We start from the raw sequence: 14,652 nt of genomic DNA on the forward strand, positions 1-14,652 counted from the left end.
TAACAACCCTTTTATTTTAAATAAACAAAATTTTTTCTAAGTAAATTATTAGTATTAAAAATACTGTTATTAAATAAACTGCTATTCATGCCTAAACTATTATTTAAATTATAATAGCTGTTAGAATTAATTATTCTTTTTTCTCCTAAATGACTTTGAGGAGGATAAGCAGGCATTTGAACATTCTGTACCGGCATTATAATCATAGTTGATGTTTGGCATGAAGCAAGTGCAATCAATATTAATAATAATAAAGCTATTTTTTTCATAATTATCATTTCCTAAGATCCGGTATTGGGAATCTTGCTGCTATAGCAAATTCATGTGATAAAACACTATCCAAACCATATAATATTCTGTATCCTATATCCAAGTTAAGGAAGCTAGTAACATATATATCTATTCCTACAGCACCTCCTATTGCAAATGTAGGTGCAGGTACAGTTACAGTAGCTTTAACTCTTCCATTTTCTTCAAACCATCTATCATAAGTATTTGCATTTATTTTTGTACCCATTAACAGCCCTAAATATAGAGACATTATTGGCGTTCTGCTATATATTTCTTCAGCTGTAATAGTTCTTAATTCGCTTTTTTTGATATGGTATATATGCATGCTGTAATAAGCTGCAGCTAATATAGAATGCTGAGATTGTTTTACTATATTTGCAGGGTGATAATTTCCAGTCATACCATCTTTAAAAGTATACTCTAATTCTACTCTCAAAGGTATATTTCTTTGGTATCTATAGAAGTCAAATCCTGCAGAAAATCCAGCTCCTAGATAATTATTCATAACTCTCTGATTTTTACTATTTCTGAAACCTGAGTCATTAAAATTATATATAACTTTAGGTGCTAAATAAAATGCATCTATTAGAGGAAACAAAGATGAACTCATAAAGCAAGTTATTATTAATACTAATAAAATTTTTTTCATACTCAAAACCTTACAAAACATTATCAATTATTAAAAAGATATACCTATAGCCAATCTAGGAAGAGGTATTAATCTGATACCTGGTGTGAAAGAATAACCTAGTTCAAGTAAAGATATATCTATAAATGGACGAACTTCCCAATTAGCACCTGTCTGAGAAAATAAATCTATTCTAAATCCCATTTCTCCAGAGATATAAAAGTCATAAACTGTAGTAGTTTTATATCTTGTACTTCCATCATCTCTTAGTTCTTTCCCATTTACTATGAAAGTAGTCATACCAACTTTAGGAAGAAGGAAGAATCCGCTAGGAGTATCATTTTTATTGAAATAAAATCTTACTCCTATAGAAGCAGGTATAGCTATTGTACTTCCATTATAGAATTTACTTATGGCACCAGAACCAATGATATTTCCTGAACCATCTCTTACAGGTTCTGAATAGTTTCCATAATGAGTATCGAAAGCATAAAAACCTAATGTGGCATCTATTGATTGTTTAGGAAGATAAGTATAATTATATGTTAGTCTTATTCCAAACTTACCATCATAGAACTTACCGCTAGCTCCTTCCGGAGTTTTAAATATTAATTCTGTAATAAGCGGCATAGTTCCCATAGAAAATAATGTAGTACCGAAATCTATTCCTAGAGAATGCTTTAAATAATTTTGAGCATTAACTATAGCGCCTGATGTAAAAATTAATACAGATATAAAAATTATAATTTTCTTTATATTCATAATTCAAATCCATTAAAATCTTAAACTAAATCCAATTCTAGGAAATAATGCAAATCTTATATTTGAAAGATATTTTGCCCAATCCGGAAAGCTGCTCCAAGCAGGTATATTAAATGCAGAGAAACCTGCAGTTAAAGAAGTAACACCGCCTGTTACAGTATTGTATACATTCCCAGTCCAAGGTCTCACATAATAACCTATTTCAAGAATTGCTATATCTATAGTAGGTTTAACTCTCCATTCTTTAGTAGGAAATAATTCTATATTCCAACCTAACTCATAAGAAATATATAAAGCAGCATCATGAACAGTATGTTCTGTTTTTATACCTGTAAGTCCATTTTCTGTAGATACAGTGTAGAAGAATGCATCTATTCCAAAACGGAAAGCATTATAAAATTGTCTTTTGGGTCCGTAGAATTTTACTCCAAAAGTAACCGGCATAAATATAAATGAAGCATTGAAAGTTGTATCTTTACCAACAACTCCGGCATAACTTCCCTGACCCAATGCTTCTAATAATTTTCCGGCATTTTCTTTTGTTATAGTCAAATTATAAGTGCTTGAATAAAGTCCGATTCCGCTTTCTAAAGCTATTTGATTATGAACAAATATTGAATATGATATAGCAGGTATATACCAAGCAGAACCTTTTGCATCAGCATAATCAAAATATTTGTTTATATCTCCAAGGTCAAATCCCAATAATCCGCTTAGATTTACACCATTATTTACAACTGTATTAAATAGTAATGGATGAAAAATAGCTCCGCCTGGATTGAGATTAACGCTTATCATTTGTCTTCCTTTTATCCAGCTGTAATCATCGCCTGTTACTTCTGTAGAAAGAGGGAGTCCTTTAGCAAATAAAGAAAAACTATTAAATAGAATAATTAATAATATTAAATATTTTTTCATAATAAAACTCGATTATTATTTTATAGCTTCACCATTAGTAAATTTACCATTTGATTTTTTTAATATGCTTTCAATTTCAGCTCTTTTGTCAGGAGGTAAATTAGTACCAGCCAATATTTTATCGGAATCACTTAAATCTATTTTGTCAGCACCAGAATCTAAAACAGCGCTTATTAAATTTCCAACAACAGCTTCTCCGCCTTCATCATCAAGTACATCAAGTATGGCATCCACTGCTTTTTTTGCATCTTCATCCATTTTTACGACATAAAGTTCATTTCCAGCAGGAGCAGCCATTATATATCCGCCTTTATCATCTTTATATATTCCTCCTATACCTAGTACAGGTTCTTCGAAAGTGTAATTTCCATCATTTTTACTATTAGAAAGAGTAAGATTATTTCCATTTACAGTTGCATTTTGCCAATTTCCGCTTTGCATTTTTGAAAGTATTAAATCTGCGCCTGGTTTAGTTATTTTTACGCCATAATCTTTTGTACATGAAATTATCATTAAAAATGATATAATCGAAATAATAGATAGTGTTTTCATAGCATATTTCCATAAAGTAAATTATTTTTTATAATATTTTTATATTATAAATTAGCAGGTAAAATATTACAATTTGAATTGTTGATTTTTTTTATATTTTTTTACTATTTTCAATATTTTTTAAAAAAATTGAATATTTTTTTTACATTTTCTATATTTTTTGATTGCATAACTATTATCTATTAAGGTGATGAAATTACGTTTTTTTATTATATGATTGGTTCTTTTTTTTAATTAAAATATTTATATTTTTTATTATTTCATGCTTTTTTGTTTTTCTTTTTTATCTATTATAGATCTGCTTGCTAATTCATTTTTTATATCATTAATAGTTATTCCTTTTTCTACCATCAAAACTAAGCTATGATAAAGTAAATCTGATAATTCATATATAGTTTCTTTGCTGCTGTCATTTTTAGCACCTATTATAACTTCTGTGCATTCTTCACCGACTTTTTTTAATATTTTATCTATTCCGCTGTTAAATAAATAAGTTGTATATGATCCTTCTGTTTGATTGATTTTTCTTCCCTCTATAAGCTTATAAAGTTTGTCAATAGAAAAGTCTTTATAATCTTCTTTTGAATACACTTCATTAAAAAAGCAAGATTCACTTCCTGTATGACAAGCAGGACCGTCTTTTATTACTTCTATAACTAAAGCATCATTATCGCAATCAGATTTTATTGATTGTATATGCTGATAATTTCCGGATGTTTCTCCTTTTCTCCATAACTCTTGTCTGCTTCTGCTGTAGAAACAAGTTTTTTCTTCCTTTATGCTTATTTCAAGACTTTCTTTATTCATATATGCTAGAGTTAAAACTTCTTTTGTGTAATAATCTATTACTATGGCAGGTATCAAACCTTTATCATCAAATTTTAATTTTTCTATTTCATTTTGATTTATATTATTCATAAATAATTCCTAAAATATTGTTAGCAGTAATTATGCTATAAATATAGTTTTTTTGCAATATGTTAATTAATAATATTTAATAAGGTTTTACTATTAATTTTGTTAAAAAAATTGTTATATTTAGATATATTCAGTAAGATTGGTATTGAAATATTTCGCTTTTTGTTTTAAAAAAATCATTTTTTATAAAATAAATGTTAAAGTTATAAAAAATATATGAAGTGAAAAACTGATAAAATTGAAGTATTTATTAGCGACTAATAATAAGAAAATATTAATTAAAATTATAAAAAATAGTAAAAAAACTATTAAATACTATTGATTTTTTTGTATAGTTGCTTTATAATGCTCTCACTTTCATAAAAGCGATTAAAGCGTATAGTATGTTTTTCTCACTATTAATTAGGTTTTAATACTATAATTGCTCAGTTGATATATACTGTTTCGTGTTTGAAGTTTTATAAGATAAAAATATTAATGTTGTCATTCATTGAAAAATGGATTGGCTTGTAAAAAAAATAAAGAATTAGAGGTTTTGTATTTTATGCCTACAATTAATCAATTAGTAAGAAAAGGTCGCAAGCGTATAATAAACAAGACAAAATCGCCTGCATTAATGAAATGTCCGCAAAGAGAAGGGGTTTGTACTCGTGTAACAACAACTACACCAAAAAAACCTAACTCAGCTATGCGTAAAATTGCTCGTGTAAGAGTAACTAACGGTATGGAAGTAACAGCTTATATTCCTGGTATAGACCATACACTTCAGGAACACAACCGTGTACTTATAAGAGGCGGTAGGGTTAAAGACTTACCTGGTTGTCGTTATCACATAGTTCGCGGAAGCCGTGAAGCTACAGGTGTAGAAAAGAGAATGAAAGCTAGAAGTAAATATGGTACTAAAAAACCAAAGGCTTAATGGAGTGAAGTAATATGGCTAGAAGAAGAAGAGCACAAACTAGAAAAATAGATGCTGATCCAGTTTATGGAAGCGTTGTTATTAGTAAATTTATAAATAAGCTAATGTATGACGGTAAAAAAAGTAAAGCTGAAAATATATTTTATAAAGCTATGGATTTAGTTAAAGAGAAAACAGGTAAAGACGGTTTAGAGGCTTTTAATGAAGCTATAGAAAATATCAAGCCTCGTGTAGAAGTAAAATCAAGAAGAGTTGGCGGATCTACATATCAGGTTCCTGTTGATGTAAGACCAGACAGACAAAATTCTTTAGCATTCACATGGCTTATAGATGCTTCAAGAAAAAGAGGCGGAAGAAGCATGATTGAACGTTTATCAAATGAAATAGTAGACGCTATAGATGGTAAAGGTCAGGCCGTTGCTAAGAGAGATACAGTTCATAGAATGGCTGAAGGTAACAAAGCATTCGCACACTTTAGGTGGTAGTTTTTAAGGAGAATATTTAAGTGGCACGTCAAATTTCATTAGAAAACACACGTAATATTGGTATTATGGCTCACATTGATGCTGGTAAGACTACTTTAAGTGAGCGTATATTATTCTTTACAGGTAAAACACATAGATTAGGCGAGGTTCATGAAGGTGCAGCTGAAATGGACTGGATGGAACAGGAAAGAGAAAGAGGTATTACAATTACTTCTGCTGCAACAACTTGTTTTTGGAATGGTCATAGAATTAACTTGATAGACACTCCGGGACACGTTGACTTCACTGCTGAGGTAGAAAGATCTTTGAGAGTATTAGACAGTGCAGTTGGTGTTTTCTGTTCAGTTGGAGGTGTACAGCCTCAGAGTGAAACAGTTTGGAGACAAGCAAGTAATTATAAAATTCCTAGAGCTATTTTTGTTAATAAAATGGACAGAATAGGTGCTAATTTCTATGCTGTTTTAGATCAAACTAGAGAAAGATTAAAAGCTAACAGTCACCCAGTAGTTATACCTATAGGTGCAGAAAGTAATTTCGAGGGTGTTGTTGACTTAGTAAATATGAAAGAAATAATTTGGGTTTCTGAAGATGGCATGAAAATGGAAGAGAGAGAAATCAGACCTGAATTAAAAGAAAAAGCAGAAGAATACAGAAATTCTTTATTAGAAGCAATCGTTGAATATGATGATGATGCTATGAATAAGTTCTTTGAAGGTGAGGAAATAGATGTTCCTACTATAAAAAGACTTATAAGAACAGCTACATTAACAGCTGACTTCTTCCCAATGTTCTGCGGTACAGCATTCAAAAACAAAGGTATTCAAGTATTAATAAATGGTGTTGTTGATTATTTACCATCTCCTATAGATAAGCCTGAAGTAGAAGGTACAGATTTAGATGGTAATGTTATAAAAAGAAAAATTGCTGATGATGAGAAATTCAGTGCATTAGCATTCAAAATAATGACAGACCCACACGTTGGAAAAATAGCATTCTTAAGAGTTTATTCTGGAATATTAGAATCTGGTTCTTATGTTCTTAATGCTACAAAAGGTAAAAGAGAGCGTATCGGAAGAATACTTCAGATGCATGCTAATAAAAGAGAAGAAATTGAACAGGTATATGCTGGTGATATAGCAGCAGCAGTAGGACTTAAAGATACTACAACAGGTGATACATTATGTCCTGAAAATGCTCCTATCATCTTAGAATCAATTAACTTCCCAGAGCCAGTAATTAACGTTGCTATAGAGCCTAAAACAAAAGGCGACAGAGATAAAATGTCAGTTGCTTTATCAAGACTTGCTGAAGAAGACCCAACATTCAGAGTTAGCTTTGATGAAGAAACAGGTCAGACAATCATCGCAGGTATGGGTGAGCTTCACTTAGAAATCATCTGTGATAGAATGAAAAGAGAATATAAAGTTGAGGCAAATGTTGGACGTCCTCAAGTATCTTATAGAGAAGGTATCAAGAAAACAGTTGAGGTACAAGGTAAATTCGTACGTCAGTCAGGCGGTAAAGGTCAGTACGGTGATGTATGGCTAAGAATAGGACCTAATGAACCTAATGGCGGATTCAAATTCAATAATGAAATCGTTGGAGGAGCAGTACCAAGAGAATATATACCAGCTGTAGAAAAAGGCTGTGTAGAATCTATGAATACAGGTGTTCTTGCTAACTATCCAATGCTTGATGTTGTAGTATCAGCATTTGACGGTTCATTCCACCCAGTAGACTCATCAGAAATGGCATTTAAGATTGCTGCTTCTATGGGATTCAAAGATGGATGTAAAAAAGCAGATCCTTATTTGTTAGAGCCTATGATGACAGTAGAAGTTGTAACTCCTGAAGATTATATGGGTGATATAATAGGTGACTTGGCTTCAAGAAGAGGACAGGTTCACGGATTTACAGATAAATCTGGTTATAAATCTATCAATGCTACAGTACCTCTTGCAGAGATGTTCGGTTATACAACAAGTATAAGAAACGTATCTCAAGGTAGAGCAAGCTATACAATGCAGTTCTCACATTATGAGGAAGTACCTAAAAACGTAGCAGAAGAGATAATCGGTGCTAGAATGGGTAATAATAAGTAAGTAAGTAACTAATAAAATATTAGTATTAAAATAAAAAATAAATTTCCTAAAGGATAAAATAATTGGAGGATTAAAATGGCTAAAGGAACTTACGAAGGTAATAAAACACACGTAAACGTTGGTACTATTGGACACGTTGACCATGGTAAAACAACATTAACATCAGCAATAACAGCAGTATCATCTGCTATGTTCCCAGCAACAGTACAGAAAGTTGCTTATGACTCAGTAGCAAAAGCTTCTGAAAGTCAAGGTAGAAGAGACCCAACAAAAATATTAACAATCGCAACATCACACGTAGAATACGAATCTGACAACAGACACTACGCACACGTAGACTGTCCAGGTCACGCTGACTACATTAAAAACATGATTACAGGTGCTGCTCAGATGGATGGTGCTATCTTAGTAGTATCAGCAGAAGACGGTGTAATGCCACAAACAAAAGAACACGTACTTCTTTCTAGACAAGTAGGTGTAAACTACATCGTTGTATTCTTAAACAAATGTGATAAATTAGATGACCCAGAAATGGCTGAAATAGTAGAAGCAGAAGTAATAGACGTATTAGACCACTATGGTTTCGATGGTTCTAAAACTCCTATCATCAGAGGTTCTGCAATTAAAGCTATTCAAGCAATTGAAGCAGGAAAAGATCCTAGAACTGATCCAGATTGTAAATGTATATTAGACTTATTAAATGCATTAGATACATATATTCCAGATCCAGTACGTGAAGTAGATAAAGACTTCTTAATGTCAATCGAAGACGTATACTCAATTCCTGGAAGAGGTACAGTTGTTACAGGAAGAATTGAAAGAGGTAAAATTGAGAAAGGTAATGAAGTTGAAATCGTTGGTATCAGACCTACTCAAAAAACAACTTGTACTGGTGTAGAAATGTTCAAGAAAGAAGTTGTTGGTATAGCTGGTTATAACGTTGGATGTCTTTTAAGAGGTATTGAACGTAAAGCAGTAGAAAGAGGACAGGTATTGGCTAAACCAGGTACAATCACACCTCATAAAAAATTCGAAGCTGAAGTTTATATCTTGAAAAAAGAAGAAGGTGGAAGACACAGCGGTTTCGTAAGCGGTTACAGACCACAAATGTACTTCAGAACAACAGACGTAACAGGAGTAATCAATTTACAAGGTGATGCACAAATGATTATGCCTGGTGACAATGCTAACTTAACTATCGAACTTATCACTCCAATCGCTATGGAAGAAAAACAAAGATTCGCTATACGTGAAGGTGGTAAAACAGTAGGTAACGGTGTTGTAACAAAAATATTAGAATAATTTAGAGCGAAAATAAAAGGGTATACCTTTTAATAAAAGATATACCCTTTAATAAATTAAGAGAAAGCGAGTAATTCAAGCTATGAAAGAACAGAAAATACGAGTTAAACTAAAAGCCTTTGATATTGAGCTTATTGATCAATCAGCTCAGTCTATAGTAGCTAGTGTAAAGAAAACAGGTGCTAGAGTATCAGGACCTATACCATTACCTACAAGCATTCGTAAGGTAACAGTAATAAGAAGTCCGCATGTAAACATTAAGTCAAGAGAACAATTTGAGATGCGCATATATAAAAGATTAATAGATATCTTTGATGTAACACCTCAGACAACAGAGTCTCTTAAGAAATTGGCGCTTCCAGCTGGGGTTGATGTTCAGCTTAAATAAGCGTTTAATTAAAAAATATTAAAGATAAAGCTTTACTACGTTTTATCTGTAATAGTTTGAAACATTAAAAAGTAGTAAGTAAAATCATTATAGAGGATTCGCCGATGGTAGGAATAATTGGCAAAAAATTGGGTATGACAACAGTTTTCGATGAGACTGGTAATGCTATAGCAGTAACAGTTGTAGAGGCTGGACCATGCACAGTTATGCAGATAAGAGATAATGAGAAAGATGGCTACAGTGCTATTCAATTAGGCTACGGTGCCGTAAAAGAAAAGCATTTAAAAAAGCCTCAGATAGGTCAATTTAAAAAAGCAAATTTAGAGCCTAAGAAATATTTAAAAGAGTTCAGAATGGACGATGCTAGTTCTTACACAGTAGGTCAAGAGCTTAAAGCAGATATATTTCAAGCAGGCGATTTTATAGATGTTAGTTCTTTGAGTAAAGGTAGAGGTTTTGCCGGCGTAATGAAAAGACATAATTATGACGGCGGTCCTATGAGCCATGGTTCTAACTTTAGAAGAAGAGCAGGTTCTATAGGTTGTAACAGCTACCCTGCAAGAGTATGGAAAGGTAAAGGTATGCCTGGACATATGGGTAATACTTTGACTACTATACAAAACTTAAAAGTAGTTGAAATAAGACCAGATGATAATTTGATTATGATAAAAGGTGCTATACCAGGTGCTATAAACAGCATAGTGAAATTAACATCAGCAGTAAAGAAACGTAATAAGAAGAAAAACTCAATGAATTAATAGAGTGAAATAATAACAGGATGATAAAATGGAAGTAGTAATACTAAATGAAAATGGAGATAGCGTAGGCAATTTAGAGATTGTTGACGAGATATTTAAATCAGAAGTTAACAATAATCTACTTTACGAAGCAATCAAAAATGAATTAGCTAACAGACGTCAGGGAACTCACTCTACAAAAACAAGAGCAGAAGTTTCAGGAGGCGGTAAAAAGCCTTGGAGACAAAAAGGTACAGGAAGAGCTAGAGCAGGTTCTACTAGATCCCCAATTTGGGTAGGCGGTGGTAAAACACATACTCCTAAGCCTAGAGATTATAGCTACAGATTGCCAAAGAAAATGAAACGTAAGGCTCTATTGTCTGTTTTATCTTTAAAATATGGAAGCAATGTTCTTAAAGTTTTTGAGGATTTTACATTTGACGCTCCAAAAACAAAAAGAATGGCTAGTTTTATAAGTAAGGTTAAAGAACCAAATACAAGAAAGGTGGCATTTGTAGTAGGTAAAGATGAATCTTTAGGAGATAATTATAATAAATTATTATTATCTTTAAGAAACATCAAAGATTTAAAGCTTGTAAATGCAGACAGTATGTCTATACATCCTTTATTTTATGCTGATGAGGTATATTTTACTAAAACAGCTTTATCTAAATTAAATGCTAGAATTAAGGGTTAAAAAATATGAGCATGTATTCACTTTTAATTGAGCCTATACTTACAGAAAAAAGTAATATGCTTAGAACTGAGCCTAGAGGAACAGAGAAGCGTTATTATGTATTTAAAGTAAGACAGGACGCTAATAAGACAGAATTAAAGAAAGCGGTTGAGAAAATATTTAATGTACATCCGCTAGATTGTAAGATAATAAATGTTAAGCCTAAGAAGAAAAATCGCAGAATGAGCAGACGCGGATATACACGCAGCTATAAAAAAGCGATAATAGTTCTTGACGGCAAAGAATCAATAGATATAGTAAAATAATGAGGGATACCGATGGCTATTAAGAAATTTAAACCGACAACACCAAGTTTGCGTTATCGTACAGTAGTAGATTTTTCGGATATTACAACAAATGAGCCTTGTAAATCATTAGTATGCGGAAAAAAACGTATAAGCGGACGCGGTTCAAATGGTCGTATAACTATGCGTCGTCGCGGAGGCGGACATAAAAAACTATTTAGATTTGTAGATTTTAGAAGAGATAAACATGATGTAGAAGCTAAAGTAGTTTCTATAGAGTATGATCCTAACAGAACAGCTCGTATAGCTTTACTACACTACACAGATGGCGAGAAAAGATACATAATATGGCCATTGGGACTTAATGTAGGCGATAGAGTAGTAAGCGGTGAAAATGCAAAAGTTAAAATTGGATGCAGTTTACCATTGAAAAAAATTCCATTAGGTACTATAATACATAACATTGAAATAACTCCTGGAAAAGGCGGTCAGCTTGTTAGAGCAGCAGGAGGTGGTGCTCAGATAACAGCTAAATCAGGCGGTTATTGTGTAATAAGACTTCGTTCAGGCGAAGAAAGAAGAATACTAGAAAACTGTTATGCTACTATAGGTCAGATTGGAAATTTAGATCATTTCAATACTACAGACGGTAAAGCTGGAACTACTAGACATAAAGGTAGAAGACCTAAAGTAAGAGGTGTTGTAATGAACCCAGTAGATCACCCACACGGTGGTGGTGAAGGTAAAAGCGGACAGGGTAACCCACATCCGGTTTCACCTACAGGTGTACCTACTAAGGGATACAAAACTAGAAAGAAACACAAGTATTCTGACAGATTAATAATCAAGAGAAGAGGGGGTAAGAAGTAATGTCTCGCTCTATTAAAAAAGGACCTTTTGTAGATAAGAATCTTTTTAAGAAGATACAAGCTGGAGATAATAAGCATCAAATAAAAACTTATAGCCGTGCTTCAACAATTATTCCAGAAATGATAGGTTTTACTATAAATGTTCATAACGGAAAAACATTTGTAGCAGTTTATATACAAGAAAATATGATAGGTCACAAATTAGGCGAATTTGCACCAACAAGAAAATTTATATCTCATGCCGGTGCCGCTAAAGTAGGTAAGAAATAAGGATTTAGACTATGGATTATAAAGTAAAGGTACGTTATTTACGCATTGGCCGCAGAAAAGTAGCAAGACTGCTTCCTTTTGTTAAAGGTGAGTATGTAAACCATGCTATATCTAATCTAGCAACAATGCCTCAGATGTCATCAGTAGTTCTAAGAAAGGCTATTAAGAGCGGAATAGCTAATGCTATATTCCAATCAAGAAATATTAACCCAGATACATTATGGGTAAAAACTGCTTTTGTTGATAAAGCACCTACTCTTAAAAGAATACGTGCAGCAAGCAGAGGCAGTGCTGATCCAATATTAAAAAGACTTTCACATATTACTATAATTTTAAGTGATGATAAAAAACCTGAAAAGAAAAAATTAAAAGCTAAGAGTGCTAAAACAGAAGAAGCACCTAAAGCAGCGGAGGTATAAACTATGGGTCAAAAGGTTAGTCCAATAGGCTTAAGACTCGGAATTAATAAAACTTGGTCTAGTAAATGGTTTGAAGATAGCAGAACTTATGCAGACAGTTTGCACGAAGACTTATCTATCAGACGCTATATAATGAATTATTATTATAAAACATTAAAAGAAGAACAAAAGAAAATAGGCGGAAAAAAAGAGTCTTTTGACCCTGCTATATCTGATATACAAATAGTACGTTTCCCAGATAGAATAAATATTTTCATCTCTACTGCAAGAGCAGGAGTTGTAATAGGTCCTAAAGGACAGAGAGTTGAAACTGTAAAAACAACTGTTCAAAAAATGGTTAAAAAACCAGTTCATTTCTCTATTACAGAAATAAGAGATGCAGAGTTAGATGCTAATTTAGCAGCACAAAGCGTAGCTCGTCAATTAGAAATGCGTGTTGCTTTCAGAAGAGCTATGAAAAGTGTTATAACTCAGGCTATGAAGAAAGGTGCTAAAGGTATAAAAGTTATGTGTTCTGGTCGTTTAGCAGGTGCTGATATTGCTAGAACAGAACAATATAAAAATGGTTCAGTACCATTACATACATTGAGAGCTAATATAGATTATGGCACTGCAGAAGCACTTACTACATTCGGTATTATCGGAATAAAAGTGTGGATCTATAAGGGTGAAATTCTTGATAAGAAAGAACATAAACAAGATGATGCAGGTAAAGTTATCAGTGCCAAAGGAGATAGATAATGTTACAACCATCAAGAATGAAATATCGTAAACATCATAGAGGCAGAATGAAAGGCAAATCTAAGAGAGGAAGTAATTTGACTTTCGGAGATTACGGTCTTATGGCATTAGAGCCTGTATGGCTTACAGATAGACAAATTGAGGCTGCACGTATTGCTATATCAAGACATGTTAAACGTGTAGGTAAAATGTGGATAAAAGTATTTCCTGATAAGCCTTATACTAAAAAACCTGCTGAAACTAGAATGGGTAAAGGTAAAGGTAACGTTGAATATTGGGTAGCTGTAGTTAAGCCTGGAAAAGTAATATTTGAAATAGCAGGTGTTCCAGAAGAATTAGCTCAATCAGCTTTCAGACTAGCTGGTTTCAAGCTCCCTATCAAAACTAAGTTCATTAAGAGGGAGGCTATATAATGGCTAAGAACACTAAAGATTATAAGTCATTAGGTTTAGAAGAGCTTAAAGGTGAACTTCTAAAATTAGAAAAAGAATATCAAGAGCATAGATTTGAAAAAGTAGTTGGTGATGCTAGACAAACTCATCAATTAAAGAAAGCTCGTAAAGATATAGCTAGAGTTAAGACATTTATTCGTCAGCATGAACTTGGCATAAAAAAATAGTGAGGTATTACTGTGGAAAGCAAAGCAAAAAAATATAAAAGAGTACTTGAGGGAATTGTAGTTTCTGATAAAATGGATAAAACTATAGTTGTTAAAGTAGAAAGCAAGCAGAAACACCCGCTTTATGGTAAAACTATTAGTAAAAATAAAAGATATAAAGCTCATGATGAAAAAAATGAATGTCATGAAGGCGATTTAGTAAGAGTGATAGAGTGCAGACCTCTTAGTAAAGATAAAAAATTCAGATTAACAAAAATAATCAAGAAAGCAGAGCGTATAGAAAAAGATTCTATGGACAGCGATGTAGAAAGCGTATTAAAACGTGAAAAACATGCTCCTGAAGCAGCTGTTTCTTCACAGGTTGAAGGAGAGTAATAACTATGATACAAGTACCAAGCACTCTTAATGTAGCTGATAATACAGGCGTTAAAAAGTTAAAATGTATTAAGGTATTAGGCGGAAGCAGACGCAGATATGCTACTTTAGGTGATGTAATTATCTGTTCTGTAACAGATATAATACCTACTTGCTCTATAGAAAAAGGTAAAGTAGTAAAAGCTGTAATAGTAAGAGTAAAAAAAGAAGTTAGACGCCCTGACGGTTCATATATTCGTTTCGACGAGAATGCTGCTGTTATAGTAGATGACAAGAAAGAGCCACGCGGTAAACGTATATTCGGACCTGTAGCTCGTGAACTTAGAGACAGAGGCTTTATGAAGATAGTATCACTTGCACCAGAGGTAATATAATT

Annotated in this window: 22 protein-coding genes; 16 read left to right on the forward strand and 6 right to left on the reverse strand. The window is 32.7% G+C overall.

What is annotated here, in order from left to right; translation table 11 throughout:
- Positions 1–11 precede the first annotated feature (11 nt).
- From BHYOB78_RS01585 to hisIE, 6 genes are all read right to left on the reverse strand, one after another.
- Positions 12–269, reverse strand: a complete 258-nt coding sequence (locus BHYOB78_RS01585; protein ID WP_020064453.1) for a hypothetical protein — start codon at positions 267–269, stop codon at positions 12–14.
- A 5-nt stretch (positions 270–274) separates the two neighbouring features.
- Positions 275–940, reverse strand: a complete 666-nt coding sequence (locus tag BHYOB78_RS01590) for a hypothetical protein (RefSeq protein ID WP_020064454.1) — start codon at positions 938–940, stop codon at positions 275–277.
- Positions 941–970: 30 nt separating this feature from the next.
- Positions 971–1,681, reverse strand: a complete 711-nt coding sequence (locus tag BHYOB78_RS01595) for an autotransporter outer membrane beta-barrel domain-containing protein (RefSeq protein ID WP_020064455.1) — start codon at positions 1,679–1,681, stop codon at positions 971–973.
- Between the two features lie 12 nt (positions 1,682–1,693).
- Positions 1,694–2,599: a hypothetical protein gene (locus BHYOB78_RS01600; protein WP_020064456.1), complete on the reverse strand. Its 906-nt coding sequence runs from the start codon at positions 2,597–2,599 to the stop codon at positions 1,694–1,696.
- A 15-nt stretch (positions 2,600–2,614) separates the two neighbouring features.
- Complete coding sequence (locus tag BHYOB78_RS01605) at positions 2,615–3,151, reverse strand: hypothetical protein (protein WP_020064457.1); 537 nt, start codon at positions 3,149–3,151, stop codon at positions 2,615–2,617.
- Between the two features lie 255 nt (positions 3,152–3,406).
- Positions 3,407–4,069, reverse strand: a complete 663-nt coding sequence (hisIE, locus tag BHYOB78_RS01610; RefSeq protein WP_012671614.1) for a bifunctional phosphoribosyl-AMP cyclohydrolase/phosphoribosyl-ATP diphosphatase HisIE — start codon at positions 4,067–4,069, stop codon at positions 3,407–3,409.
- Positions 4,070–4,613: 544 nt separating this feature from the next.
- On the opposite strand from hisIE, the gene rpsL reads away from it, so the two are divergent.
- The 16 genes from rpsL (at position 4,614) to rplN (ending at position 14,650) form a co-directional block, all read left to right on the forward strand.
- Positions 4,614–4,988: a 30S ribosomal protein S12 gene (gene rpsL / locus BHYOB78_RS01615; protein WP_020064458.1), complete on the forward strand. Its 375-nt coding sequence runs from the start codon at positions 4,614–4,616 to the stop codon at positions 4,986–4,988.
- Between the two features lie 14 nt (positions 4,989–5,002).
- Complete coding sequence (gene rpsG, locus BHYOB78_RS01620) at positions 5,003–5,473, forward strand: 30S ribosomal protein S7 (protein WP_012671616.1); 471 nt, start codon at positions 5,003–5,005, stop codon at positions 5,471–5,473.
- 20 nt (positions 5,474–5,493) lie between these two features.
- A complete protein-coding gene (gene fusA / locus BHYOB78_RS01625; protein ID WP_020064459.1) occupies positions 5,494–7,575 on the forward strand; it encodes an elongation factor G in 2,082 nt (693 codons plus the stop codon).
- 75 nt (positions 7,576–7,650) lie between these two features.
- Positions 7,651–8,877 carry an elongation factor Tu gene (tuf, locus tag BHYOB78_RS01630; protein ID WP_012671618.1) on the forward strand — a complete coding sequence of 409 codons (1,227 nt, stop codon included), beginning with the start codon at positions 7,651–7,653 and terminating at the stop codon, positions 8,875–8,877.
- An 82-nt stretch (positions 8,878–8,959) separates the two neighbouring features.
- Positions 8,960–9,265 carry a 30S ribosomal protein S10 gene (rpsJ, locus tag BHYOB78_RS01635; protein WP_008723370.1) on the forward strand — a complete coding sequence of 102 codons (306 nt, stop codon included), beginning with the start codon at positions 8,960–8,962 and terminating at the stop codon, positions 9,263–9,265.
- Between the two features lie 104 nt (positions 9,266–9,369).
- Positions 9,370–10,023: a 50S ribosomal protein L3 gene (gene rplC / locus BHYOB78_RS01640; RefSeq protein WP_012671619.1), complete on the forward strand. Its 654-nt coding sequence runs from the start codon at positions 9,370–9,372 to the stop codon at positions 10,021–10,023.
- Between the two features lie 28 nt (positions 10,024–10,051).
- Entirely contained in the window at positions 10,052–10,699 is a 648-nt protein-coding gene (rplD, locus tag BHYOB78_RS01645) for a 50S ribosomal protein L4 (RefSeq protein ID WP_012671620.1), read from the forward strand.
- Positions 10,700–10,710: 11 nt separating this feature from the next.
- Positions 10,711–11,004: a 50S ribosomal protein L23 gene (gene rplW, locus BHYOB78_RS01650; RefSeq protein ID WP_012671621.1), complete on the forward strand. Its 294-nt coding sequence runs from the start codon at positions 10,711–10,713 to the stop codon at positions 11,002–11,004.
- Between the two features lie 12 nt (positions 11,005–11,016).
- Positions 11,017–11,853 (forward strand): 50S ribosomal protein L2, encoded by an 837-nt coding sequence (rplB, locus tag BHYOB78_RS01655; protein WP_014488946.1) that lies wholly within the window; start codon positions 11,017–11,019, stop codon positions 11,851–11,853.
- Positions 11,853–12,122, forward strand: coding sequence for a 30S ribosomal protein S19 (gene rpsS, locus BHYOB78_RS01660; RefSeq protein ID WP_008723378.1), 270 nt, complete (start codon positions 11,853–11,855; stop codon positions 12,120–12,122). Before rplB ends, rpsS begins: the two co-directional genes overlap by 1 nt.
- 11 nt (positions 12,123–12,133) lie before the next feature.
- Positions 12,134–12,541 carry a 50S ribosomal protein L22 gene (gene rplV / locus BHYOB78_RS01665; RefSeq protein WP_012671623.1) on the forward strand — a complete coding sequence of 136 codons (408 nt, stop codon included), beginning with the start codon at positions 12,134–12,136 and terminating at the stop codon, positions 12,539–12,541.
- A 3-nt stretch (positions 12,542–12,544) separates the two neighbouring features.
- On the forward strand, positions 12,545–13,282 hold the full coding sequence (rpsC, locus tag BHYOB78_RS01670) for a 30S ribosomal protein S3 (RefSeq protein WP_014488943.1): 738 nt from the start codon (positions 12,545–12,547) through the stop codon (positions 13,280–13,282).
- Entirely contained in the window at positions 13,282–13,695 is a 414-nt protein-coding gene (gene rplP, locus BHYOB78_RS01675) for a 50S ribosomal protein L16 (RefSeq protein ID WP_008727113.1), read from the forward strand. The genes rpsC and rplP overlap by 1 nt, the downstream gene beginning before the upstream one ends.
- Positions 13,695–13,901, forward strand: a complete 207-nt coding sequence (gene rpmC / locus BHYOB78_RS01680; RefSeq protein ID WP_012671626.1) for a 50S ribosomal protein L29 — start codon at positions 13,695–13,697, stop codon at positions 13,899–13,901. The genes rplP and rpmC overlap by 1 nt, the downstream gene beginning before the upstream one ends.
- Positions 13,902–13,913: 12 nt before the next feature.
- Entirely contained in the window at positions 13,914–14,276 is a 363-nt protein-coding gene (rpsQ, locus tag BHYOB78_RS13675; RefSeq protein WP_012671627.1) for a 30S ribosomal protein S17, read from the forward strand.
- A gap of 5 nt (positions 14,277–14,281) precedes the next feature.
- Complete coding sequence (gene rplN / locus BHYOB78_RS01690) at positions 14,282–14,650, forward strand: 50S ribosomal protein L14 (RefSeq protein ID WP_008723391.1); 369 nt, start codon at positions 14,282–14,284, stop codon at positions 14,648–14,650.
- Positions 14,651–14,652 lie beyond the last annotated feature (2 nt).

The organism is Brachyspira hyodysenteriae ATCC 27164 (assembly GCF_001676785.2).
Lineage (GTDB): Bacteria > Spirochaetota > Brachyspiria > Brachyspirales > Brachyspiraceae > Brachyspira > Brachyspira hyodysenteriae.

Excerpts from the sequence above, each read along its gene's own strand:
- BHYOB78_RS01585 (WP_020064453.1), bottom strand. The coding sequence starts at position 269 with ATGAAAAAAATAGCTTTATTATTATTAATATTGATTGCACTTGCTTCA.
- BHYOB78_RS01590 (WP_020064454.1), bottom strand. The coding sequence starts at position 940 with ATGAAAAAAATTTTATTAGTATTAATAATAACTTGCTTTATGAGTTCA.
- BHYOB78_RS01595 (WP_020064455.1), bottom strand. The coding sequence starts at position 1,681 with ATGAATATAAAGAAAATTATAATTTTTATATCTGTATTAATTTTTACA.
- BHYOB78_RS01600 (WP_020064456.1), bottom strand. The coding sequence starts at position 2,599 with ATGAAAAAATATTTAATATTATTAATTATTCTATTTAATAGTTTTTCT.
- BHYOB78_RS01605 (WP_020064457.1), bottom strand. The coding sequence starts at position 3,151 with ATGAAAACACTATCTATTATTTCGATTATATCATTTTTAATGATAATT.
- hisIE (WP_012671614.1), bottom strand. The coding sequence starts at position 4,069 with ATGAATAATATAAATCAAAATGAAATAGAAAAATTAAAATTTGATGAT.
- rpsL (WP_020064458.1), top strand. The coding sequence starts at position 4,614 with ATGCCTACAATTAATCAATTAGTAAGAAAAGGTCGCAAGCGTATAATA.
- rpsG (WP_012671616.1), top strand. The coding sequence starts at position 5,003 with ATGGCTAGAAGAAGAAGAGCACAAACTAGAAAAATAGATGCTGATCCA.
- tuf (WP_012671618.1), top strand. The coding sequence starts at position 7,651 with ATGGCTAAAGGAACTTACGAAGGTAATAAAACACACGTAAACGTTGGT.
- rpsJ (WP_008723370.1), top strand. The coding sequence starts at position 8,960 with ATGAAAGAACAGAAAATACGAGTTAAACTAAAAGCCTTTGATATTGAG.
- rplC (WP_012671619.1), top strand. The coding sequence starts at position 9,370 with ATGGTAGGAATAATTGGCAAAAAATTGGGTATGACAACAGTTTTCGAT.
- rplD (WP_012671620.1), top strand. The coding sequence starts at position 10,052 with ATGGAAGTAGTAATACTAAATGAAAATGGAGATAGCGTAGGCAATTTA.
- rplW (WP_012671621.1), top strand. The coding sequence starts at position 10,711 with ATGTATTCACTTTTAATTGAGCCTATACTTACAGAAAAAAGTAATATG.
- rplB (WP_014488946.1), top strand. The coding sequence starts at position 11,017 with ATGGCTATTAAGAAATTTAAACCGACAACACCAAGTTTGCGTTATCGT.
- rpsS (WP_008723378.1), top strand. The coding sequence starts at position 11,853 with ATGTCTCGCTCTATTAAAAAAGGACCTTTTGTAGATAAGAATCTTTTT.
- rplV (WP_012671623.1), top strand. The coding sequence starts at position 12,134 with ATGGATTATAAAGTAAAGGTACGTTATTTACGCATTGGCCGCAGAAAA.
- rpsC (WP_014488943.1), top strand. The coding sequence starts at position 12,545 with ATGGGTCAAAAGGTTAGTCCAATAGGCTTAAGACTCGGAATTAATAAA.
- rplP (WP_008727113.1), top strand. The coding sequence starts at position 13,282 with ATGTTACAACCATCAAGAATGAAATATCGTAAACATCATAGAGGCAGA.
- rpmC (WP_012671626.1), top strand. The coding sequence starts at position 13,695 with ATGGCTAAGAACACTAAAGATTATAAGTCATTAGGTTTAGAAGAGCTT.
- rplN (WP_008723391.1), top strand. The coding sequence starts at position 14,282 with ATGATACAAGTACCAAGCACTCTTAATGTAGCTGATAATACAGGCGTT.